The sequence below is a fragment of the Geobacillus sp. WSUCF-018B genome (genome assembly GCF_002809985.1).
GTDB lineage: Bacteria > Bacillota > Bacilli > Bacillales > Anoxybacillaceae > Geobacillus > Geobacillus thermophilus.
Genome location: NZ_PIJF01000005.1, coordinates 38,887 through 59,536, shown reverse-complemented (window position 1 = coordinate 59,536; position 20,650 = coordinate 38,887). Strand labels below are relative to the sequence as shown.

Genomic DNA, 20,650 nt, shown 5'->3' with positions numbered 1-20,650 from the left:
GCGCTCGCTTCGTCTGTTTGCCCGCCTTACACGTCATCATCCGTCCATCCGATCTCAGCCGCTCGATAAGCGACAAGCCGTTTCAAATCCGGCGGCAGCGTCTCGAACGAACCGAATTCGTACTCCCACAAATTGGCGAACGAGTCGATGCAACGCGGGGACGCCATCGGGCGAGTCCGCTTCAGTTCCTTTTGGAACGCTTGAATGAGACTGGCGCGCTTGTCCACCGTCATCCCCCTCTAACGATGCAAGCGCCGCCCGCAACGCCGGGCAGCGCTTTATTTGCTGAATCGTTACGCTTCATTGGAAGGAGTAAACGTTTTGCAGTCCGTTTCCGACGAATCAGACGCCATGTTTCCGGCATGGCTGACGACGTAAATCGCATCAGCGCTGCAACGGTTCCCTTCCGCCCAATAATGGCAGTTGCGCACTTCACACAAAACGTCTTTGGCCATGGATGGATCCCCCTTGTCGTGATGAAATCGCCGGCACTACTAGTTTGGCGGTTGCGGCGAAATTTATGAGCGAAGCTGCCGCAATTTTTAAATGAAAATATCTATCATTATCATTGACATAGAAAATCATTCTCAATTAAAATGAAAGCAGAGAGAACCGAAAGAGGAGGATGGCGCTATGGCATCGCTGCTTGTCGTTGGAGCTGACCACTTAGGCCATATTACGGATAAATTGGCGGATTCCGGGTTCCGCGAAATCATTCATGTGAGCGGCCGGAAAGTGAACATGGTGAAGCGCGGCATTCCGGAACATGTGGACGCTGTCTTGGTGATGACCGATTACATCAACCACAACTTGTCAAAAAAAGTAAAAGAGAAGGCGAAAAGCAAAGACAAGCCCATTTATTTTGTCAAGCGGTCGTGGAGCTCGATTCACGCTGTGCTCGAGCAGCTTGAAAAACATGCGTAAAACGGGGGGAGGCCATGTGAGCGCCGCATGTCACCACGCTTTGCCTGAGCGTCCTTGTGCGGTCGGCGCCTTTCTTCGACGCGTGGTCGAAGCGTATTGCCAAACCGCCCCTTCGCTACGCTCGCCGTTTTCGCTGCTGCACGCCATTGAGCGGCATCGTCCGCTTCTGCTTCGGGCCGCGTTCCCATCGCCGCTTCATTACGGCCTTGTGCTGGCGAAAGTGACGGACCATTTGCTCGAGTTTTTTGGGCCGGAGGAACGGGAGGAGACCCCGCTGTTGTTGGCTGGCGGGGAAGAACGGGAAGCGGCGCGGCTGTATATCGTCTACTGCGACCGGGTCCGCGTGCTGCTCTGGCGGGACGAAGAGGACGAAATCCGGCGCTGCAAGGAACAAGTGCCGCTTTTATGCCGGGAGGCGGTCGGATTTTGCCCGTGCGAATTGGAATGCTGCTTTTTATGGACGGTCGGCCGCCGCATCGAATGGATTTCTGCTTGAACGGATGCGGAGGGACAATGTATAATCATAAATTGAGAATGAAAATCGTTATTTTGATTGACGGCGGAAGCGAAGGAAGGGGAGCGCCTGTTTAACGGGAAAGGGAATTGCTTAAGCTGCCATGGGGGCGAGTATTTCACCGACAGCGTCAAGGCGGTCGGGTCGGACGGGAAATTGACGACCGCCAATACCGCCTACTTGCACGACATCGGCACGGCCAACCCGAAGGACCGCGCTTCCAAAGGCGACGCCCGCGCCCGGTTCACAAACCCGCGGACGCCCAAACAGTGGGATACGCCGACGCTGCGCGGCGTATGGGCGACAGCCCCGTATTTGCATGACGGCAGCGCGAACATGATCGAAGAGGCGATTCGGCGACACGAGACGAAGGAAGTGCAAACGTTGACGCCGGGGGAAATTGCCGCCATTGCGGCCTACGCGCGATCTCTCGAGTAGCAGCGGCCTGGGGAAAGAAAAAGGATGTCCGCCTGATGCCGGGCGGACATCTTTTTATCATCATAAATGTCCTATTTTTGAAAAAAAAGCCCCGCTCAATGGCCGGAGCGGGGGCGGAGGATTAACGAAGCGCCTGTTCAATTGTTTTGATGTTTTCTTCCATCAAGTCGAAGTAGTCGCGGCCTTGTTTTCGATCCTCATCGGTCACCGATTCGAGGTTGTGCAAATACAGCGCTTTGGCGCCGATTTCGCGCTGGACCGTTTCGGCGATTTTCGCCGGCGTGTTGCGCTCAAAGAGGACGTAGCGGATGTCATGGCGTTTCGCCAAATCGATGAGCGCGGCCAGCTCTTTTTGCGACGGCTCGTTCGTCGGCGACAGCCCGGAGACGCTCAGCTGGCGGAGGCCGTAGCGGTCTTCCCAATAGCCGTAGGCGGCGTGGGCGACGAGCATCTCTTTTTTGGGCGCTTTTTCGATGACGGAGCGGAACTGCCCGTCAAGGCGCTCGAGTTTGGCTTTTAACGCTGCAAAGTTTTGGTTGAACTGTTCCTTTTTTTCAGGGTTCAGTTCAACGAGCAAATCGCGGATGTTCTCGGCGACCGCAATCGAGCGGATCGGGTCGAGCCAGACGTGCGGGTCTTTGTCTCCATGGTCATGCTCATGTTCTTCCCCGTGTTCGTCTTGGTGCTCTTCCTCATGCCCCTCTTCGTGGTTTGATTCAAGCAATTCGATGCCGTTTGTGGCCGCAAGAAATTGGACATGCTCATTTTGTAATGTTTCCTTCAGCTTTTCGGCGAACGGCTCCATCCCGTGGCCGATGTAAAGGAACGCGTCCGCCCCGGCGATTTGCTCGATCGTTTTCGTCGTCGGTTCGAACGTATGGGCTTCCGCGCCCGGCGGATAAATGCTTTTCACCTCAACAAGATCGCCGCCGATCTTTTTCGTGAAGTCTTCCAACGGATAGACGGTCGTGTAAATCGTCAGGCGATCGTTTGACGTCCCGGTCTCGTTCTCCGGTTTCGATTGGCAACCATATAGCAAGGCGCTTGCCGTTAAAAGCAAGGATAGAAGGATGGGTGCAGCTCTCATGGTCGACTCCTTTCTGGAATGGGGATAGGCGTTTTTATTATATCGTAATCATTACGATTTGAAAATGATGAAGCACGGCCGGTTTCCCTGACCCTTGACCGAAAGTTTGTTCATCTGTTTTGCCTCCTTTATGTATGAAAATAGTAATCATTACGATTTAACATGATCCATCATACAAAAAAAGAAAGCCGAAGGCAAGAGGCTTTCGTTATGTTTTTCGTTTCGGACGCCGGGCCGGCTCGGGAACAGGGTCGAAGCCGCCCGGATGGAACGGGTGGCATTTCAAAATGCGCTTGACCGTCAGCCATCCCCCTTTGAGCGCGCCAAAGCGCCGAATCGCTTCGATGCCGTAGCTTGAACAGGTGGGGGAAAAGCGGCATGTCGGCGGTTTGAGCGGGGAGAGAAACCGCTGGTAAAAGCGGATGAGCATAATGAGCAGTTTGGCCAACCGAAACCATTCCTTTCTAGCTTGACTATCTTTAGCATAGGACAAATCATTCCGCCGTTCAAGAAAAAGGGATGCTTCGTGCCGCGCGGAAGCAAAGCAGGTGAAACACAGTTCGGCCTCCAACTGGATCAAGTTAGCCAGAAAAGTCCTATGGGCAGCAGTTTTTCCTCCGTCCGGGCACGAAACGGGCGTTTTCGCGGAAACGTTGCATGGGCAGCGTTTTGCCCTCCACCTAGGCATGAAAATGGTTCATCAAGGCGCATGCATTTTCGCGGAAAACGTTTCCCGCTTGGGGCTTGGGAACGGCCGGCTTGGCGCCGCCTTTTTGCGGCAGCCGCCGCAAACGGGACGGGCGGCAGGCAAAAAAGGTGCGGGACAGGCGCCGTTTTGGTTATGATAAAAACGAAAACAACTGACGAGGAGTGATGGGCATGCCTTCCCCTGTGGAAAGCTTTGAATTGGACCATTGCGCGGTCAAAGCGCCGTACGTTCGGCATTGCGGCGTTCACAAAGTCGGCAGCGACGGCGTCGTCAATAAGTTTGACATTCGCTTTTGCCAGCCGAACAAAGAAGCGATGGACCCGGCCGCGATTCATACGCTCGAACATTTGTTGGCGTATACGCTGCGCCGACATGCGGCGAAATATGATCATTTCGATATTATCGACATCTCGCCGATGGGCTGCCAAACTGGGTTTTATCTTGTCGTGAGCGGCTCGCCGACCGTGGACGAGATCATTGATTTGCTTGAAGAGGCGATGAAAGACGCTTTGAACGCGACCGAGGTGCCGGCGGCGACGGAGCGGCAATGCGGCCAGGCGAAGCTCCATGACTTAGAGGCGGCGAAAAACTTGATGCGCTTTTGGCTGGCGCAAGACAAAAACGAGCTGAAAAAGGTGTTTGGCTGACAAACAAGCCGGCCCCAAGCCGCTAGTGAGGCTGTTTCGGGCCGTCTTGTTGTTTGCCGTCTTGTTCCCCAGGAAGCGGGTCCACCGTATGCTCGTACTTGTACGCTTTCGAGGTGGTGACGACCGCCGCCGCCAAAATGACGGCCGCAATGATGAGACAAACGGCTAACGTCCAGTACATGATGACGCCTTCCTTTTTTTCTTTCCATTATAGCATACAAAAAGGCCAGCCACTCATATTTCCACCGCAATCGGGCAAGCTATCCATCGACACCGTTCGGTTGTTTCACGAGCGGACAAGTTGGGTAAGTGAACGATAGGGAGGAATGGACATGGCCAAACCGTTAACCGACATTGTGAACAAACAAATCGCCAACTGGACTGTTTTGTACGTGAAATTGCACAACTACCATTGGTACGTCACCGGCCCGCAGTTTTTCACGCTTCACGAAAAGTTTGAGCAGCTGTACAACGAAGCGGCCGGCCATATTGATGCGCTCGCTGAGCGGCTGCTGGCGTTGGGCGGAAAGCCGGTGGCGACGATGAAAGACTGCCTCGAGCAGGCGTCCGTCAAAGAAGCGACCGGGACGGAGACGGCCGAGCAGATGGTCGCCGCCATTGCCGGCGACTTTGAGACGATGACCGGCGAGCTGAAAGAAGGCATGCAGCTGGCGGATGAAGTGAACGATGAAACGACGGGGGATATGCTGCTTGGCATTCATCGCGGCTTGGAAAAACACGTCTGGATGTTGAAATCGTTCTTAGGACGATAAGAATGAGGAGGCTGTCCTCAGGCCGGGGGACGGCCTTTTGCTTTGTCCTTTCTTTGTCGAAAAAGGGCGATTTTTTAGGGAATGCGCCGCGCCGCGTTCTCCCCTCCGGGCATACGATAGTTACGCGTATCCTATGTTCAAGGAGGGGGGAGCGTGAACAAGCCGATCCCGATGGTTGCCGTGTCGCTGTTCGGTTCGTTTCTGTCGATGTTTGTCGGCAGCGTGGACTCATTTGTCGTGATTTTATTGGCGCTGGTCATTGTCGATTATATTACCGGCATTGTCGCCAGCGCGATGGAAGGGGCATTGTCAAGCCAAGTCGGCTTCCGCGGCATCGCCCGGAAACTGTTGGTTTTCGTGCTGGTGGCGGCGGCACACTTGGTCGATGTGGCGATCGGATGGAACATGCATTTGATTCGCGATGCGATCGTGTTTTTCTACATCGCTAATGAATTCATCTCCATCGTCGAAAACGCCGGCCGGGCCGGCGTTCCGATCCCGTCCGTGCTCCGCAAGGCGATCGAGCTGTTGAAAGATGAAATAAAATAAGCATATTTTTCCCCGATTGCCCCACACTAAACAAAAAGAGCAGAAGAAGGAGTGGACGAAGGTGGCAGACGAACGGAAAAAGACGTATTACGTGTCGATGGCAACTGGGGAAATTTCCCAATTGAAAACCGCGTCGCCGTGGGACTTTCAAATCGAGGCGACTGATGAGGAAATCGCCCGCCTGCGCGAGTATTTCGACCAGAACTACTCGACCGACTGGCAGGCGTTTTGGCGCGCCCACGTGCCGTATATTCAATACCATTACGACCGGGAAAACGATGCGTACGACCGGACGATGGTCGACATTTACAAAATGATTTATGAGCTCGGCAACGACGAAGCGAAAGCACACATCCGCTCGATGGGCATTCTTCCGGACGAACGCGACGCATAAAAAAGCCGCGAAGGAAGCGGCTTTTTTCGGTATAATGGGGAGAGAAAGGAGCGAGTCCGATGCATGAATTTCGCGATTATTACGGGCATCGCGTCCGGCTGGCGTTTACGGCCGATCCGTTTTCCCCCTCCCCCGGTCATGTATGGGTCATTTGCCGCTATGGCGGCCAATGGCTCCTGACCGATCATCCGCGCCGCGGTTTGGAGTTTCCCGGCGGCAAGGTGGAAGAAGGGGAAACAGCGGCGGAAGCCGCGGCCCGCGAAGTGATGGAAGAAACGGGGGGAATCGTCGGCCGGCTTGAATACATCGGCCAATATGAAGTGGAGCCGGATATCGTGAAAAACATGTATTTTGCCGACATCGCTGCGCTCGTCGAGCGGGGGTCGTATTTGGAAACGAACGGCCCGGTGCTGCTTGAGGAGCTGCCGGATGACATCCGCGCCGATTCGCGCTTCAGCTATTTGATGAAAGACGATGTGCTGGCGCTTTCGCTTCTGGAACTCCGGCGGCGCGGCTGGATCGACTGAAACGCGGACGGCTGTCCTTGGAGGGCGAATCGCGGGGCGGTCAACACGCGGGCGGCCAAGAAACCGGCATGGGCGCGCTCAACGACCGTTTCCTCGAACCTGGCGATGTTGGGGCAACGGGAATATAGCGTTTCTCGATTTAATATTCCCCGAAAGGAGCCTCCCACTTCTAAACAAAGTGAAAGCGAGAGATGAAGTTCGGTTAGACGCATCCGGACGTCTGCGAGAACCGCGGGCTGCACGGAGTTCGCTCGGTCCATTTCCCATCATGAGACGGGGCGACCCGAGAAGCCGCTGCTTTGAAGCGAAGCGCAGGCGGCGGGAGCATCCCGCGAAGATGGAACGATCCGTTTACGCCGCCGGCTTTTAGGAGAAAGAAACAGTCTGCAGCGTTTCCCCTGTTGCGAAGATGGCGGTATACAAAAAGAGACGCCCATCCTTCGGTTCGGGACGTCCCTTAACGGCGGCTGCTCCACTTTTTCTCGATGATGGCGACAAGCTGATACATCCCTGTAGACAACAAGGCGACAATGAGCAGGCTCATCAACACAAGGGTGAAGTTGAACACTTGGAAGCCGTAAATGATTAAATACCCAAGCCCTTGCTTGGAGATGAGAAACTCGCCGGTGATGACGCCGACCCAAGCGAGGCCGACGTTCACTTTCAACGTCGAAATGATCGCCGGGAACGACGCCGGCAGCACCGCCTCTTTAAAGCATTGGTAGCGGGTGGCGCCGAACGTCCGCAGCACTTTCAAATAGTTCGGATTAACTTCTTGGAACGCCGAATAGACGACAATCGTTGTGATGATGACCGAAATGACGACGCCCATGGCGATAATCGACGTAAATCCCGGCCCAAGTGCGACGATCAAAATCGGCCCGAGGGCGACTTTCGGCATGGCGTTGAAGACGACCAAATATGGATCGAGCGTTTTCGCCAGGCGCGGAAACCACCAGAGGACCGCGCCGATGAGCGCCCCGCCGGCGGTGCCGATCAGAAAGCCGAGCAACGTTTCAAACAATGTCGCCCACGTGTGGACAAACAGCGAATGATCGCCGAGTTTTTCGCCAAACAGCTTGGCGATGGCGGAGGGCGAACTGAATAGGAGCGGATCGACCCAATGGAAGCGGCTCGCCGCTTCCCAGACGGCGAAAAAGGCGACAAGTAGCGCCGTCTGCCAAAGGCGGATCACTCGCCGCTCTTTGCGCAATGCGGCGAGGTATTCACGGTGCAGCGACTGGATGCGGTCAGGAGCTTGATTCAAGAGCCTCCATCTCCTTCCAAATGGATTGGAACAATGGCGAAAACGCCGGATGCTGGCGGGCGGCAAGCGGCGGGCGGCCGCGCAGTTCATCCGGGATGACAAACGTCCGCACAAGGCGCCCAGGGCGCGGCGAAAACAAGAAAATGCGATCGCTCATGGCGATGGCTTCTTCGATGTCATGGGTGACGAGCACCGCTGTTTTTTCGTATTGTTTTAACGTCTTCCAAACGAGTTCTTCCAGTTTCAGCTTTGTTTGTTGATCGAGGGCGGAAAACGGTTCATCAAGCAAAAGCAGCTTCGGGTCGGTCGCCAACGTGCGCACGAGCGCCGCACGCTGGCGCATGCCGCCGGACAGCTGGCTCGGGTAATACGACTCGACGCCGCCAAGGCCGATCTCCGCCAGCAGAGCGAGCGCCCGTTCTTTGGTTTGAGCAGTTAGCGTTCTAGTCATTTTTAAGCCGAGAAGGATGTTTTCTTCGATTGTTTTCCATGGGAATAGGTAGTCTTGCTGAAGCATGTAGCCGACCGCGCGCCGCGCCGTCGGCGCGGCCATTCCGCTCGGCCAAATCGGTTGGCCTTCGATGTGGACCGCCCCTTCCGTCGGTTCAATCAGCCCAGCGATGATGGACAAAAGCGTCGTTTTGCCGCAGCCGCTTGGGCCGAGAAAGGAAACAAATTCTCCTTTCTCGACGGACAGCGACACATCAACAAGCGCGGTGACGGCGTTCGTTTTCGTCAAATACGTGTGCGAAAGGCGGTCGATCGAAAGAAACATTCCGTTCACCCGCTTTCATTGCGTGTTCATCGCGTTTTTGGCAAACGACGAATCAACAAGCGTGTTCAGGTCGATGCGCTTCGGCAGCTCGCCAGCTTCGGCCATAATGTCTTGCAAGTGATTCCATTCTTCTTCATCCAAAATCGGATCGGTCGCGTATGTGCCTTGGCTTTTGTATCGGTCGACGACTTGTTCAATCAAAGCCAAATCGGTGTCTTTGAAATACGGCTGGATGGCATTCGCCACCTCGGCGGCGCTGTGCGAGTCGACCCATTGCTGCGCCTTATAGATGGCTCTTGTGAATGTTTCAATCACGTCTTTATGCTCTTTCATATAGCTTTGTTTCGCCATGTACGATGTGTACGGGACGCGTCCGGACTCCATGCCGAACGAAGCGACGATATAGCCTTTTCCTTCTTGTTCGAAAAGGCTCGCCGTCGGCTCAAACAGCTGGACGAAATCGCCCGTCCCGCTCGCAAAGGCGTTGGCGATGTTGGCGAAATCGACGTTTTGGATCAGCTTCAAATCCCGATGCGGGTCAATGCCGTGCTTTTTCAGCACATATTCGCCGACCATCTGCGGCATGCCGCCTTTCCGTTGGCCGAGGAACGTGCTTCCTTTCAACATCTCCCACGTAAAGTGGTCGATTTTTTTGCGGGAAACGAGAAACGTCCCGTCGGTTTGCGTGAGCTGCGCGAAATTGATGACGGGATCGTCCGTCCCTTGTGCATACACATAAATGGATGTTTCCGAACCGACCAACGCGATGTCCGCGCCCCCGGAAAGAAGCGTCGTCATCGTTTTGTCGCCGCCCCATGTCGTCGTCAGCTCGACATCGAGCCCCTCTTCCTTGAAGAACCCTTTCGCCAAGGCGACGTACTGCGGCGCGTAAAAAATCGAACGCGTCACTTCGGCGAGGCGCACAGTTTTAAGCGGTTTTTTTCCTTCGTCGGCGCCGTTGCTGCAGGCAGCGAGCGGCAAAAGGAGAAGAAGCGAACACAACCATGCGATCCATTTTTTCATGCGGCTTACCCCCTTTTCGTCCACGTGCGGTGAACATTGGTTTCACCTTATCGTATGCAGGAGGGAAAAATGTGTGAATGCCTAGAAAAAATAGGCGGTCGGCCGAGAACAGGTGGCGGTCGGGCCGTTCCTCGCACTCGAGGGCTTTTTCAAGTTGATGCTCTTCCAAGGGCGGCATGCAAGAGCGGCGAGGCAGTCGGACATCCCCACTTGTCCTAATGAAAGAAGGCGTTGGGGGATGATGACGGGTGGTTCGCACATCATCTGTTTTCGCGTAGGAAGGAGGCAGGCGTATGGACGGGGACATCATCGACCAATACCGGTTTCCGTCGCCGCATCCGGGAATCGATGTGTTCGTTGTCACCTATATGTCCCAAGGGCTGAAGGTGAAAGGGTTTTTCGCGGTGCCGAAAGGAAACGGCGTGTACGACGGGTTTTTATATTTGCGCGGCGGGATCAAAAACGTCGGGCAGGTGCGAGTGCCGCGCCTCATCGAGTTCGCGTCGCGCGGATTTGCCGTCTTCGCCCCGCTTTACCGCGGCAACGGAGGCGGGGAAGGGAACGAAGATTTCGCCGGCGACGATCGCTATGACGCATTTGCCGGGTTTGAGCTTCTTCGCCGCCACCCGCTCGTCCACCCGGGGCGCGTCCATCTGTTCGGCTTCTCGCGCGGCGGGGCGATGGCGCTTCATGCCGCCCTTATGGCGGAAAAGGTCTGTTCAGTCGCAGTTTGGGGAGGGGTGACCGATATGGCGCTTACGTATCAAGAGAGGCCAGACTTGCGGCGGATGATGAAGCGCGTCATCGGCGGGACGCCGAACAAATGCCCAGAGCGCTATCGGCACCGCACGCCGCTCTACCATTTGGAGCGGCTCAAGGCCCCGGTGCTCATCATCCACGGCGGACGTGATGAGAACGTATCGATTGAGCACGCTTGGCGGCTGGAACGGCGGTTGAAGCAGCTCGGCAAACCGGTGACCGCATGGTACTTCCCCACGTTCACCCACTATTTTCCGCCGCCAGCCAACCGCAAGACGGTGCAAAGGCTTACACAATGGATGAAACAACAGCCGACGGTGTGATACGATACGAGTAGAAAGGCGGCGCGGCCGCCAACGAATCGATGGGCAGCCAAGGAGGTTGAAATCATATGGGCATGCCGATGGAAGTGCAGACGGTCATTGTGACCAAAGGGAAGGAACAGCGCGTTCAAGGAAATGTGTTTGTGCTGGAAAAAGACGGATACCGCTTGTATCCGCTCGACGTGCCGCTTGAAGTGCGCCGGACCGTACAAAGCGAAGCGAGCGGCATCGCGGTCGTGAAAAAGCTCGAGTGGGAAGACAACCGGACGACGGTGACGTACGAGCTCGTCAGCCTGTATTCGACGAATTGAATGCGGGAGACCGCGGAGCCGCACCGAATGGGGCGGCCGACTAAACGGGGAATGGGAGCGCAAACGGAAGAACGGTTTGCGCTCCCTGTTTTGGAAGCGAGGGAAAACTAGGCCGCTTGCCCCGATTCCGGCCGTAACAGCGAAACGGATGAAAAAGTTCGGGGAAAAGCAGGAGTTGGGCCGGAAGAAAGCGAATAGGATGCAATGAATTTGATATCGAAAGGAGGGAAAACGTGGCCAAACAGCGAATCGATCACGACCGGTTGTTCAAGGAGCTGCTGTCGACGTTTTTCGAAGACTTTTTGCTTCTTTTCTTTCCTGACGTGTACGAGCACATCGACGTTCACCATCTCTCTTTCCTCTCCGAAGAGCTGTTCACCGACGTGACAGCCGGGGAGAAGCACCGCGTCGACTTGTTGGTCGAAACAAAGGTAAAAGGGGAAGACGGGCTCGTCATCGTTCACGTCGAACATCAAAGCTATAAGCAGCGGACGTTCCCCGAGCGAATGTTCCTCTACTTCAGCCGCTTGTTTCAAAAACACCGCCGCCGCATCCTCCCGATTGCCATCTTCAGCTACGACGAACGCCACGACGAACCTTCCTCATTGATGATTCAATTTCCATTTTTGACGGTTCTTGACTTCCGCTTTCTGACGGTGGAACTGCGCAAACTGCCGTGGCGCGAGTACATCCGCCGTGACAATCCGGTTGCCGCCGCCTTGTTAAGCAAAATGGGGTATAATGAAAGCGAGAAGGTGGAAGTGAAAAAGGAGTTTTTGCGCATGCTAGTCCGCCTCGAGCTCGATGAGGCGAAGCAGCGGCTGTTGTTTGGGTTTTTTGAAACGTATTTGCGGTTGTCCGAAGCGGAGGAAATCCAACTGCGAAACGAGGTGAGCCAAATGGAGACGAAGGAAGCGAAACAAGTGATGGAGCTCATCATCTCATACGAACAGCGGGGAATCGAGAAAGGCATTCAACAAGGAGTCAAACAAGGAATCGAACAAGGGTTGAAACAAGGAATAAAGCAAGGGATGAAGCAAGGGATGAAGCAAGGGATTGAACAGGGACGTCAAAAAGGGATCGAGGAAGGGAAAATCGACATCGCGAAGAAAATGTTGGCGAAAGGGTACGATGTCGACACGGTCCACGAGCTGACCGGGCTGCCGGCGGAAAAGATTGAACAGCTGAAGAAGTAAACCCGCCTTCGCATTGTCGTCGACCCCCAATCGTGCAAAAACCCCGGGGGATCGACGACAATCATTTTATGCGTTCGAACCTTACGGCCATCGAGGGTAAAGTCTATTGACAGAATTTGTCGGCGACGTTCATCGTCCCGATTGGCGTTTTGATTCTAATGTTGAAAAGGCAGGGGCGCAAACAATCCTTCGGTTTGCACTCTGCCATATGATTAAGCAAGACTGATTCCTTTGCTTTGTTCTGAAATAAAGTGATCATTTACAGAGGGAGCTCACAAAATAGTTCCCGTGATTTCTCCTTTTTGGTTCTCCTTATAACTCCAGATTTTTCGCTGACGATAACTGATCCAGCCGCTGATCAAAAAGCAGCAAACAGACAAATAAAATGAAAAACGAATCCCGTAAACATCGGCGATAAAGCTCATTAACAATGTGGAAATTCCGAATGTTACGGAACTAATGACTCCCTGCACGGAAAAAACATGAGGCAGAGCGTCCATCCGGGCATTTTTTTGCAGAATCGTCTGAAGGCAAATCACCTTCCATTGTTCGATGATCCCGTACAGGGCGGAATACAGAAGCGCCAGCGCACCGTGCGTCGTTGTGCCAAATAACAGTGTGACAATAGCGATACAAAACGGGCCAAACAATACAAAAAATTGCTGATTTTTTTCAACCGATTGACTAAACTTAACGCTTAACAATCCCCCTATCACCATGCCGCCAAAGAAAACAGAGTTAATATATCCCCACCATTCCTCTCCTACATGTAATTGTTCTTTCACATACATATAAAGGATGGCCGAAATCCAGACCCCATTTCCGATTCCTTCAAAAAATGACATGAAGCTAATCGATTTAGCGTGCACATTTCTCCACGTGTATTCCCATCCTAGACTGATCGAAAGGAGAAAGTTCTTTAGGCCTTTGCCTTGAGCCGTCTTCTTCTTTGTATGTTCTTGTATATGCAACAGAAACATGAGAATGCTTGAGACGACATAGAACAATAAGGTGATATTGATTAAAAGGAACGGCGACCCTACACTGACAATCAAACTCCCAATCGGCCATGCGCTAAGTTTGATGAATTGGTCTAACGTGTTTACAAAACTGTTGGCTTTCAAGATTTCCTCCTTGGAAACGATAAAAGGAACGAGGGAGTTTTTAATCGGATTATTGATCCCATCTAAAAAAGCGATCAATGATACAAAAACATAAACGATCGCAGTGTAATGTTCCGCACCCCAGTGCAAAAACAGCGAGAGAAAAAGCAGCAGAAATGTTTTACACATTTGTCCGTAGGACAATAACGTTTTTAGTTTATATTTTTCGAAAAATATCGGTGCGACGATTCCGCTAATAAATAACGACAATGTAACGAAAAAAGGGACTAATGCGGCAGCCATGGCTTTCGATGTCAAATGATATAGGTAAGAGACAACGGAAACAATGTAGAACACATCTCCGAAATTCGCGAAAGATTGTCCGATCCAAAGGAAATGAAATGGTTTCTTTTTCATGACCTCAATCCTCTCTTTGATCATCGAAACGACTGGTGATGGAATAGTCAAAATGAACCAAAAATCAGATCTTCAGTCTTTGATGAAACTGGCTTTTTGCCACGCCCCAAAACGATGGAGCGAAGGAAAACGGGTTGATTTTCAACAATCTGCTAAAGGTAAATGGATATACTGAAGCAATGGAAGCCTCCCCCTTATTCTGTTTAGAGTATCTTGAAAATCAAAAGGCCTTTAGACAGAGCATATCATGCTGCTGGAGTTTCTATAGGAATTATGCATCTTGATCACTTGTTTAATGATACTAAAAATTGTGATAAGTATATGAATGATTTGCGGAAAACAGTTGGAGAAATAGAAGTAAGAACACAATTCTTGGGGAAACAGGGAGTAAAAACTTTAGAAATAATGCGCAAGTTCATTAATCATCCATCTTTTGATGACATTACGTATTCCTTGCAGAACTCATGGCCATTGCGGCAAATGAAAACACAGAAGCTCATTGCGTTTGCTCGAGTCTGGTTGTTTGAGGCGAATGAAACGGACCGACGTACAGAAATGTCTAACGATTCAGTGTCGGAGACGAAAGCAGAGGAAAGAACAGAAAAACCGGCCGAACAGGATGTTCCCTGTCCGGCCGGGTTCTTGTTACACGAGCGGTCCGCCGAGTTTTTCGATCGTCGGGTCGATATGGGCGAACTTTCGGAAGTTGGCGCGGAACTTTTGCGCCAGCTCTTTTGCTTTTTGTTCGTATGCTTGTTTGTCAGCCCATGTGTTTTGCGGCTGCAGGACGTCATCCGGCACGCCCGGGACGCGGGTCGGGATGGCGAGGCCGAAAATCGGGTCTTGCACCGTTTCGACGTTGTCGAGCTCCCCTTCGACGGCGGCTTGCACCATCGCCCGGGTGTGGGCGAGCTTCATGCGGCTGCCGACGCCGTACGGCCCCCCTGTCCAGCCGGTGTTGACCAAAAAGACGCGGACGTTGTGTTCGGCGATTTTTTGCCCGAGCATTTCCGCGTATTCGACGGCCGGGCGCGGCAAAAACGGTGCGCCGAAGCACGTTGAGAACGTTGCTTCCGGTTCGGTGACGCCGCGTTCGGTGCCGGCGAGTTTGCTTGTGTAGCCGCTTAAGAAATGGTACATCGCCTGTTCACGCGTCAGCTTGCTGATCGGCGGCAGGACGCCGAACGCATCGGCTGTCAAAAACACGATCGTGGACGGATGGCCGGCGACGCTCGGGTCGATGATGTTTTGGATCGCCTGAAGCGGGTAGGCGGCGCGTGTGTTTTCCGTCAGCGTGCCGTCGTCGTAATTCGGCACCCGCGTCGCGTCATCGAGAACGACGTTTTCGAGCACCGCGCCGAAGCCGATGGCGTCAAAAATTTGCGGCTCTTTCTCGCGCGATAGGTTGATGCATTTCGCATAGCAGCCGCCTTCGATGTTGAAAATGCCGCGGCTTGACCAACCGTGTTCGTCATCGCCGATCAAGCGGCGGTTCGGGTCGGTCGAGAGCGTCGTTTTTCCCGTTCCCGACAAGCCGAAAAAGAGGGCGACGTCGCCTTCCTGCCCGACGTTGGCCGAGCAGTGCATCGGCAGGATGCCTTGTTCCGGCAGCACATAGTTCATGACCGAGAAAATCGATTTTTTCATTTCGCCGGCATACTCGGTGCCGCCGATCAACACGGTGCGCCGTTCAAACGAGATGATGATGAACGCTTCCGAGCGCGTCCCGTCCACCTTCGGGTCGGCTTTAAAGTTCGGCGCGCAAATGACGGTGAATTGCGGCTCGTGCGCGGCGAGCTCCTCGGCGCTCGGGCGGATGAACAGCTGATGGACGAACAAGTTGTGCCAGGCGAATTCGTTGACGACTTGAATCGGCAGCCGGTATTTCGGATCGGCGCCGGCAAAGCCTTTAAAGACGAACAGTTCATCTTGTTTCATTAAATAATCGAGCACTTTGTCGTACAGTTTCTCAAACGTTTCCGGAGACATCGGCTGGTTGACCGTTCCCCAGTCGATCGTTTGCTTCGTGGACGGTTCTTCGACGATGTATTTGTCTTTCGGCGACCGCCCCGTGTACTTGCCGGTTGTCACGGCAACCGCCCCGGTGTGGGTCAGCCGTCCTTCGTTCCGCTGCAATACTTTCTCGACGAGCTCGGCGACGGACAATTGGTGATGTACGTACGGTTTTTGCAGCAATACATCCAGCTTATTTGTCATGTTTGCGATCCCCATGTTCACAACCTGCCTTCTTTTTGTAATCACTCTTGAAAATAGTATAACACATTTTTATTAATAGTCCATACTAATTGTGTGGGTTTTTTTGAACTTATTTTGCCTATTTTTCAGATTTTGCACGCTCTCCCGCCTGTGCTTCAAGCGGGAGGCGGCCGTTCCCGGGTTGTCTTACTGTCTTGCTATTAAGGAAGCAGGCAGTGATGACCCAAATCGGCAATACGTTTGCCAAATCCGCCTCGTCTTGTTCAAGCATGCAGCCGGAAGCGGCACGTTTATATAGACGCGCTCCCCTCCTATACAAAAGAAAGGGGCTGCGTTTAGCTTCCCTTTGTTTTATGGAGGCAAGGGAAAGGCGCTCATTCCTCCTTTGCTTGGGTTCGTGCGCGGAAGCGGGATGATAAAAAATTCACTTCTGCGGTTGACTTTGTTCCTTCAATTGCGATAAGATAATTCATTGAACGGATACTCTTATCCCGAGCCGGTGGAGGGACAGGCCCGATGAAGCCCAGCAACCGTCACAACTGGACATGTGTGAAATGGTGCTAACCTGTGGCAAGGCGCAGTCCTTGAACGATAAGAGTGAAAGGAAGCAATACGATTGCCATGACCTTTCCTCAGCCGTTACAGGAAAGGTTTTTTATATTGCGAAGGGAAAAAGGGAAATGAGTTCCGTGTCGCCACATTATGTTAAGAGGAGGAAACAAACCGAATGTCAGCCAAACGCCGCTTGTTTACGTCAGAGTCTGTGACAGAAGGACATCCGGATAAAATTTGCGACCAAATTTCTGATGCCATTTTGGATGCCATTTTGGAAAAAGACCCGAACGCCCGTGTCGCTTGCGAAACGAGCGTGACGACCGGGCTGGTGCTCGTGAGTGGGGAAATCACAACATCAACGTACGTGGACATTCCGCGCATCGTCCGCGATACGGTCCGGGAGATCGGCTACACGCGCGCCAAATACGGATTTGACGCCGATACGTGCGCGGTGCTGACGTCGATTGACGAACAGTCGCCAGACATTGCGATGGGGGTGGACCGGGCGCTTGAGGCGCGCGAAGGTCAGATGACTGACGAGGAAATTGAAGCGATCGGCGCCGGCGACCAAGGATTGATGTTTGGGTTCGCCTGCAATGAGACGGAAGAATTGATGCCGCTGCCGATTTCGCTTGCGCACCGCTTGGCGCGTCGATTGGCGGAAGTGCGTAAAACGGACGTCTTGCCGTACTTGCGGCCGGACGGGAAAACGCAAGTGACGATCGAATACGATGAAAACGGCAAACCGGTGCGCGTCGATACGATCGTCGTGTCCGCGCAGCACCATCCGGAAATTACGCAAGAGCAAATCGAGCGCGACATTAAGGAGCATGTCATCAAACCGGTCGTGCCGGCCGAGCTGCTTGATGAGAACACGAACTATTTCATCAACCCGACAGGACGGTTTGTCATCGGCGGTCCGCAAGGGGATGCTGGGCTGACGGGGCGGAAAATCATTGTCGACACGTACGGCGGCTACGCCCGCCATGGCGGCGGCGCGTTCTCGGGCAAAGACCCGACGAAAGTCGACCGCTCGGCGGCGTATGCGGCCCGCTATGTGGCGAAAAACATCGTTGCGGCAGGACTGGCCGACAAATGCGAAGTGCAGCTCGCCTACGCGATCGGCGTCGCCCGTCCGGTATCGATTTCCATTGATACGTTCGGCACCGGCAAAGTGTCGGAAGACATTTTGATTGAGGTCGTGCGCAGCAACTTCGATCTCCGCCCGGCGGGCATCATCAAAATGCTTGACCTGCGCCGCCCGATTTACAAACAGACGGCCGCTTACGGGCATTTCGGGCGTACGGACATCGACTTGCCGTGGGAGCGCACTGATAAAGCGACGACGCTGAGAGAACAAGCGCTGGCGCTGGCGAACAAGTAAGGCCGGACGGCGCGGATGCGCGAGTCGTTTCAGGCGTCGGCAAACGCAACAGAACAAGAGCTGCCGGATTACGGCAGCTCTTGTTCGTGAGGACGCGCGGCTTGCTGCAGCGCTTTGTAATATTGCCCTTTTTCCACATATTCGCGGCGGATGCGCTCCATTTCGCGGAGGTCGTCTTCCGTCAGTTCGCGGACGACTTTGGCCGGGCGGCCGAGGGCGAGCGTGTTGGGCGGAATTTTTTTGCCCGGCGGCACTAAACTGCCGGCGCCGATAAACGCGCCTTCCCCGATTTCCGCGCGGTCCAAAATGATTGAGCCCATGCCGATGAGCGCGTTTTTGCGAACGATGGCGCTGTGCAAAATGACTTGATGGCCGACCGTCACCCCGTCTTCAATGATAAGCGGATTGTTTGGACTTTGATGCAAAATTGAGTTATCTTGGATATTGACCCGGTTGCCGATCACCGTCGGCGCCACGTCGCCGCGGATGACGGTATTGAACCAAATGCTCGTCTCTTCGCCGATCACGACATCGCCGGTGATCGTCACATAGTCGGCGATAAAGGCGGAGGCGGCGATTTGCGGCGTTTTTCCTTTGTACGGATAGATCATGGGCGTTCGTTCCTTTCTGTTGCAAAATCGATCGTTCACCATGTATTGTACAACGCTGCGTCCAAATCGCCAACGAAAGCGAGCGCGCCTAATCGGGATTGGTGAAAAACGTTTCGTTTCGCCCGATGAGTGGTTGGGATCGGGGAAGAAGATCCGATTTCACAAAGCTTCTCAACGTGAGAAGAACCGTTGTTGAGCGGCTTTTTCACTCCGTCGCCAACCCTTTTATGGTTTGCCCCGGCCGCATTGATGGCAATACTGGAAGACGAGATCGCAAGCTGTTCAGACGCGAAACAATTTTGGTTGCCGATAAGATGGAAATGCTAGGAGACGAGACCATGGTGTTTGCACCTGAGGTGAGCCGATTGAACATTCCGAAAAACCCCATCTCCTTGATGAAAATGGTGTATCGTGACGTGCTTCCGCTTGTCCACCGCGAGCTTGCCTATTGGCGGCGCCAGGCCGAGCGCATTCCCGACCCGGAGCTTCGGCGCCAGGCCTTGGCGAGCATCGCGTCGAAAACGTTCCATTGCGAAGGCGGCTCCATTTTGGCGCTTTTGGCCGGAGAAAACATGGAGGATTGCATCCGCTTTATCGTGGCTTACCAGACGATCAGCGATTATTTGGATAATTTGTGCGACCGCAGCACCTCGCTTGATCCGCTCGACTTTCGCGCCTTGCACGATTCAATGCCGGACGCGTTGACAATCGGCGCCGAGCCGTCGAACTATTACCGCCATCGCCGCGAGCAGGAAGACGGCGGCTATTTGCCGGCGCTCGTCCGCACGTGCCAAGAGGTGCTCGAGACGGTGCGCCATTATGAGACGATCGCCCCGTTTTTACATGAGTTGGCCGGATATTATTGCGACTTGCAAGTACATAAACATGTCGAAGCGAGCGAGCGGGTGCCGCGGTTGGAGAAATGGTTCGCGCAATACAAAGACGCCTTGCCGCCGATGGAGTGGTATGAGTTTTCCGCCTGCTCCGGTTCGACGCTCGGCATTTTCTGTCTCGTCGCCTATGCGTTTGGCGAATCGCTGCCGCTGGAGATGGCGAGACAAGTGCGCGACGGTTATTTTCCATACATTCAAGGGCTGCACATTTTGCTCGACTATTTGATCGATCAAGAGGAAGATCGAGCCGGCGGCGATTTGAATTTTTGCTTTTACTATCCGAATGAAACGGTGATGCTTGAGCGGCTTTGCCATTTCATCGAAGAGGCCGACCGCCATGTCGGCGCCCTTCCGCACGGCCAGTTTCACCGCCTTATTCACCGAGGGCTTCTTGGGTTGTATTTGTCGGATGCCAAGGTGAAAAAGCAACGCGGTCTGCACCGGCTGGCGCGCCGGCTCGTCCGCGCCGGCGGGGCGGCGTCGATGTTTTTTTATTGGAACGGAAAAGCGTACCGCTTTTGGCAGGAGCAACAAAAACGGCTGTCCTTTTCGTAAGGGCAGCCGTTTGCTTGTACTGGCGAGAGCAGTGGTTCGTCGGCGGATCGGACGGAATCAGGCGCCCCCATCCGCCCGATTCTCGAGTGCGATCAAAAACGGCGGGTTGTTTTGCCGATTGATGAATTCGTATTTCAAGGCATGGACGCGCCGTTGATCAAGAAAGCGGACGTAATCAAGGAGCGCGTCGCGTTCGCGCTTTCCTTCCGGATGGCCGTGGTAGACGACAAGAACGATGACGCCGCCCGGCTTCATGACGGAAAGCAACTGGCGGACCGCTTCGATCGTCGATTCCGGCTTGGTGGCGATTTGCTTATTGCCGCCCGGCAAATAGCCGAGGTTGAACACGGCGCCGGCGATGCGTCCGTGAACGGAGTCGGGGAGCGTTTCGAGCAGCAGGCTATGGCTTGTCTGAAACAGCGTCACCCGCCCGTCCAGCCCGTGTTCGGCGAGGCGGGCTCTGGCCGCCGCGATCGCTTCGGCTTGAATATCAAAACCAAACACATGCCCGCGCTCCCCGACGAGCTCGGCTAAAAAGACGGTGTCATGGCCGTTGCCAACCGTCGCATCGACGGCGATGTCGCCTTCTTCGAGCGCGCCGTCTAGCAAAAAACGGGCAAACGGCAAAATATTCATGATGGCCATGCGTTTGCCACCCCCTGTTCGCGCCGCTTTCCTTGAAAGCTGTCCCGCCGCTTG

24 protein-coding genes, 1 pseudogene and 1 riboswitch are annotated in these 20,650 nt (G+C 54.0%); of the genes and pseudogenes, 13 read left to right on the top strand and 12 right to left on the bottom strand.

What is annotated here, in order from left to right; all coding sequences use genetic code 11:
• Positions 1–26: 26 nt before the first annotated feature.
• Together CV944_RS02920 and CV944_RS02915 are read right to left on the bottom strand one after the other, a co-directional pair.
• The gene (locus CV944_RS02920) at positions 27–227 is read right to left on the bottom strand and encodes a hypothetical protein (protein WP_033009865.1); all 201 of its coding nucleotides are present in this window, start codon (positions 225–227) and stop codon (positions 27–29) included.
• 66 nt (positions 228–293) lie between these two features.
• Positions 294–455, bottom strand: coding sequence for a DUF1540 domain-containing protein (locus CV944_RS02915; RefSeq protein ID WP_080729586.1), 162 nt, complete (start codon positions 453–455; stop codon positions 294–296).
• A 178-nt stretch (positions 456–633) separates the two neighbouring features.
• Between CV944_RS02915 and CV944_RS02910 the strand changes: the two genes are divergently transcribed.
• The 3 genes and pseudogenes from CV944_RS02910 to CV944_RS02900 form a co-directional block, all read left to right on the top strand.
• Positions 634–924, top strand: a complete 291-nt coding sequence (locus CV944_RS02910; RefSeq protein ID WP_033009850.1) for a DUF2325 domain-containing protein — start codon at positions 634–636, stop codon at positions 922–924.
• 16 nt (positions 925–940) lie between these two features.
• Positions 941–1,420: a hypothetical protein gene (locus CV944_RS02905; RefSeq protein WP_100659622.1), complete on the top strand. Its 480-nt coding sequence runs from the start codon at positions 941–943 to the stop codon at positions 1,418–1,420.
• 57 nt (positions 1,421–1,477) lie between these two features.
• A pseudogene (locus CV944_RS02900) lies at positions 1,478–1,876 on the top strand (c-type cytochrome); the annotation flags it as partial.
• Positions 1,877–1,997: 121 nt separating this feature from the next.
• Here the strand turns inward: CV944_RS02900 and CV944_RS02895 are convergent.
• Positions 1,998–2,963, bottom strand: coding sequence for a metal ABC transporter substrate-binding protein (locus CV944_RS02895; RefSeq protein ID WP_033009846.1), 966 nt, complete (start codon positions 2,961–2,963; stop codon positions 1,998–2,000).
• A 208-nt stretch (positions 2,964–3,171) separates the two neighbouring features.
• Entirely contained in the window at positions 3,172–3,393 is a 222-nt protein-coding gene (gene yidD, locus CV944_RS02890; protein WP_369806425.1) for a membrane protein insertion efficiency factor YidD, read from the bottom strand.
• Positions 3,394–3,842: 449 nt separating this feature from the next.
• Here yidD and CV944_RS02880 point away from each other — a divergent pair, with 449 nt between their 5' ends.
• Positions 3,843–4,319, top strand: coding sequence for an S-ribosylhomocysteine lyase (locus tag CV944_RS02880; protein WP_100659618.1), 477 nt, complete (start codon positions 3,843–3,845; stop codon positions 4,317–4,319).
• 22 nt (positions 4,320–4,341) lie between these two features.
• Here the strand turns inward: CV944_RS02880 and ytzI are convergent, their stop codons facing one another.
• Positions 4,342–4,500 carry a YtzI protein gene (gene ytzI, locus CV944_RS02875; protein WP_198518495.1) on the bottom strand — a complete coding sequence of 53 codons (159 nt, stop codon included), beginning with the start codon at positions 4,498–4,500 and terminating at the stop codon, positions 4,342–4,344.
• A gap of 151 nt (positions 4,501–4,651) precedes the next feature.
• On the opposite strand from ytzI, the gene CV944_RS02870 reads away from it, so the two are divergent.
• The 4 genes from CV944_RS02870 (at position 4,652) to ytkD (ending at position 6,562) form a co-directional block, all read left to right on the top strand.
• Positions 4,652–5,092 carry a Dps family protein gene (locus tag CV944_RS02870; protein ID WP_100663813.1) on the top strand — a complete coding sequence of 147 codons (441 nt, stop codon included), beginning with the start codon at positions 4,652–4,654 and terminating at the stop codon, positions 5,090–5,092.
• A 153-nt stretch (positions 5,093–5,245) separates the two neighbouring features.
• Positions 5,246–5,641 (top strand): phage holin family protein, encoded by a 396-nt coding sequence (locus tag CV944_RS02865; RefSeq protein WP_100663812.1) that lies wholly within the window; start codon positions 5,246–5,248, stop codon positions 5,639–5,641.
• 61 nt (positions 5,642–5,702) lie between these two features.
• On the top strand, positions 5,703–6,035 hold the full coding sequence (locus CV944_RS02860; protein WP_033009840.1) for a hypothetical protein: 333 nt from the start codon (positions 5,703–5,705) through the stop codon (positions 6,033–6,035).
• Between the two features lie 59 nt (positions 6,036–6,094).
• Positions 6,095–6,562, top strand: a complete 468-nt coding sequence (gene ytkD, locus CV944_RS02855; protein WP_100663811.1) for an RNA deprotection pyrophosphohydrolase — start codon at positions 6,095–6,097, stop codon at positions 6,560–6,562.
• Between the two features lie 457 nt (positions 6,563–7,019).
• Here the strand turns inward: ytkD and CV944_RS02850 are convergent, their stop codons facing one another.
• The 3 genes from CV944_RS02850 to CV944_RS02840 are packed head-to-tail and all read right to left on the bottom strand — an operon-like array spanning position 7,020 to position 9,627.
• Entirely contained in the window at positions 7,020–7,829 is an 810-nt protein-coding gene (locus CV944_RS02850; RefSeq protein ID WP_100663810.1) for an ABC transporter permease, read from the bottom strand.
• Positions 7,813–8,604 (bottom strand): ABC transporter ATP-binding protein, encoded by a 792-nt coding sequence (locus CV944_RS02845; RefSeq protein WP_063330486.1) that lies wholly within the window; start codon positions 8,602–8,604, stop codon positions 7,813–7,815. The genes CV944_RS02850 and CV944_RS02845 overlap by 17 nt, the downstream gene beginning before the upstream one ends.
• Before the next feature lie 15 nt (positions 8,605–8,619).
• Positions 8,620–9,627: an ABC transporter substrate-binding protein gene (locus CV944_RS02840; RefSeq protein WP_100663809.1), complete on the bottom strand. Its 1,008-nt coding sequence runs from the start codon at positions 9,625–9,627 to the stop codon at positions 8,620–8,622.
• A gap of 293 nt (positions 9,628–9,920) precedes the next feature.
• Here CV944_RS02840 and CV944_RS02835 point away from each other — a divergent pair, with 293 nt between their 5' ends.
• The 3 genes from CV944_RS02835 to CV944_RS02825 all read left to right on the top strand — a co-directional run bounded on the left by CV944_RS02835 (position 9,921) and on the right by CV944_RS02825 (position 12,216).
• A complete protein-coding gene (locus CV944_RS02835; RefSeq protein WP_100663808.1) occupies positions 9,921–10,709 on the top strand; it encodes an alpha/beta hydrolase family protein in 789 nt (262 codons plus the stop codon).
• A 68-nt stretch (positions 10,710–10,777) separates the two neighbouring features.
• On the top strand, positions 10,778–11,020 hold the full coding sequence (locus CV944_RS02830) for a DUF2584 domain-containing protein (RefSeq protein ID WP_033009830.1): 243 nt from the start codon (positions 10,778–10,780) through the stop codon (positions 11,018–11,020).
• 233 nt (positions 11,021–11,253) lie between these two features.
• On the top strand, positions 11,254–12,216 hold the full coding sequence (locus tag CV944_RS02825) for an Rpn family recombination-promoting nuclease/putative transposase (RefSeq protein WP_100659611.1): 963 nt from the start codon (positions 11,254–11,256) through the stop codon (positions 12,214–12,216).
• Positions 12,217–12,488: 272 nt separating this feature from the next.
• Here the strand turns inward: CV944_RS02825 and CV944_RS02820 are convergent, their stop codons facing one another.
• Complete coding sequence (locus CV944_RS02820) at positions 12,489–13,736, bottom strand: MFS transporter (protein WP_100663807.1); 1,248 nt, start codon at positions 13,734–13,736, stop codon at positions 12,489–12,491.
• Between the two features lie 645 nt (positions 13,737–14,381).
• The gene (pckA, locus tag CV944_RS02815; protein WP_100663806.1) at positions 14,382–15,968 is read right to left on the bottom strand and encodes a phosphoenolpyruvate carboxykinase (ATP); all 1,587 of its coding nucleotides are present in this window, start codon (positions 15,966–15,968) and stop codon (positions 14,382–14,384) included.
• A 468-nt stretch (positions 15,969–16,436) separates the two neighbouring features.
• A riboswitch (SAM riboswitch) is annotated at positions 16,437–16,551 on the top strand.
• A gap of 129 nt (positions 16,552–16,680) precedes the next feature.
• Here pckA and metK point away from each other — a divergent pair.
• On the top strand, positions 16,681–17,892 hold the full coding sequence (gene metK / locus CV944_RS02810) for a methionine adenosyltransferase (protein ID WP_033009825.1): 1,212 nt from the start codon (positions 16,681–16,683) through the stop codon (positions 17,890–17,892).
• A 68-nt stretch (positions 17,893–17,960) separates the two neighbouring features.
• On the opposite strand, the gene CV944_RS02805 is transcribed toward metK, so the two are convergent.
• A complete protein-coding gene (locus CV944_RS02805) occupies positions 17,961–18,503 on the bottom strand; it encodes a gamma carbonic anhydrase (RefSeq protein WP_063329859.1) in 543 nt (180 codons plus the stop codon).
• Between the two features lie 338 nt (positions 18,504–18,841).
• Here CV944_RS02805 and CV944_RS02800 point away from each other — a divergent pair, with 338 nt between their 5' ends.
• The gene (locus tag CV944_RS02800; RefSeq protein WP_082825807.1) at positions 18,842–19,951 is read left to right on the top strand and encodes a tetraprenyl-beta-curcumene synthase family protein; all 1,110 of its coding nucleotides are present in this window, start codon (positions 18,842–18,844) and stop codon (positions 19,949–19,951) included.
• 57 nt (positions 19,952–20,008) lie between these two features.
• Here CV944_RS02800 and mnmM read toward each other — a convergent pair whose 3' ends face one another.
• Entirely contained in the window at positions 20,009–20,596 is a 588-nt protein-coding gene (gene mnmM, locus CV944_RS02795) for a tRNA 5-(aminomethyl)-2-thiouridylate-methyltransferase MnmM (protein ID WP_063329858.1), read from the bottom strand.
• Positions 20,597–20,650: the final 54 nt, after the last annotated feature.

Excerpts from the sequence above, each read along its gene's own strand:
- CV944_RS02915 (WP_080729586.1), bottom strand. The coding sequence starts at position 455 with ATGGCCAAAGACGTTTTGTGTGAAGTGCGCAACTGCCATTATTGGGCG.
- CV944_RS02910 (WP_033009850.1), top strand. The coding sequence starts at position 634 with ATGGCATCGCTGCTTGTCGTTGGAGCTGACCACTTAGGCCATATTACG.
- CV944_RS02895 (WP_033009846.1), bottom strand. The coding sequence starts at position 2,963 with ATGAGAGCTGCACCCATCCTTCTATCCTTGCTTTTAACGGCAAGCGCC.
- yidD (WP_369806425.1), bottom strand. The coding sequence starts at position 3,393 with ATGCTCATCCGCTTTTACCAGCGGTTTCTCTCCCCGCTCAAACCGCCG.
- CV944_RS02880 (WP_100659618.1), top strand. The coding sequence starts at position 3,843 with ATGCCTTCCCCTGTGGAAAGCTTTGAATTGGACCATTGCGCGGTCAAA.
- ytzI (WP_198518495.1), bottom strand. The coding sequence starts at position 4,500 with ATGTACTGGACGTTAGCCGTTTGTCTCATCATTGCGGCCGTCATTTTG.
- CV944_RS02870 (WP_100663813.1), top strand. The coding sequence starts at position 4,652 with ATGGCCAAACCGTTAACCGACATTGTGAACAAACAAATCGCCAACTGG.
- ytkD (WP_100663811.1), top strand. The coding sequence starts at position 6,095 with ATGCATGAATTTCGCGATTATTACGGGCATCGCGTCCGGCTGGCGTTT.
- CV944_RS02845 (WP_063330486.1), bottom strand. The coding sequence starts at position 8,604 with ATGTTTCTTTCGATCGACCGCCTTTCGCACACGTATTTGACGAAAACG.
- CV944_RS02840 (WP_100663809.1), bottom strand. The coding sequence starts at position 9,627 with ATGAAAAAATGGATCGCATGGTTGTGTTCGCTTCTTCTCCTTTTGCCG.
- CV944_RS02835 (WP_100663808.1), top strand. The coding sequence starts at position 9,921 with ATGGACGGGGACATCATCGACCAATACCGGTTTCCGTCGCCGCATCCG.
- CV944_RS02830 (WP_033009830.1), top strand. The coding sequence starts at position 10,778 with ATGGGCATGCCGATGGAAGTGCAGACGGTCATTGTGACCAAAGGGAAG.
- CV944_RS02820 (WP_100663807.1), bottom strand. The coding sequence starts at position 13,736 with ATGAAAAAGAAACCATTTCATTTCCTTTGGATCGGACAATCTTTCGCG.
- pckA (WP_100663806.1), bottom strand. The coding sequence starts at position 15,968 with ATGGGGATCGCAAACATGACAAATAAGCTGGATGTATTGCTGCAAAAA.
- metK (WP_033009825.1), top strand. The coding sequence starts at position 16,681 with ATGTCAGCCAAACGCCGCTTGTTTACGTCAGAGTCTGTGACAGAAGGA.
- CV944_RS02805 (WP_063329859.1), bottom strand. The coding sequence starts at position 18,503 with ATGATCTATCCGTACAAAGGAAAAACGCCGCAAATCGCCGCCTCCGCC.
- CV944_RS02800 (WP_082825807.1), top strand. The coding sequence starts at position 18,842 with ATGGTGTTTGCACCTGAGGTGAGCCGATTGAACATTCCGAAAAACCCC.
- mnmM (WP_063329858.1), bottom strand. The coding sequence starts at position 20,596 with ATGGCCATCATGAATATTTTGCCGTTTGCCCGTTTTTTGCTAGACGGC.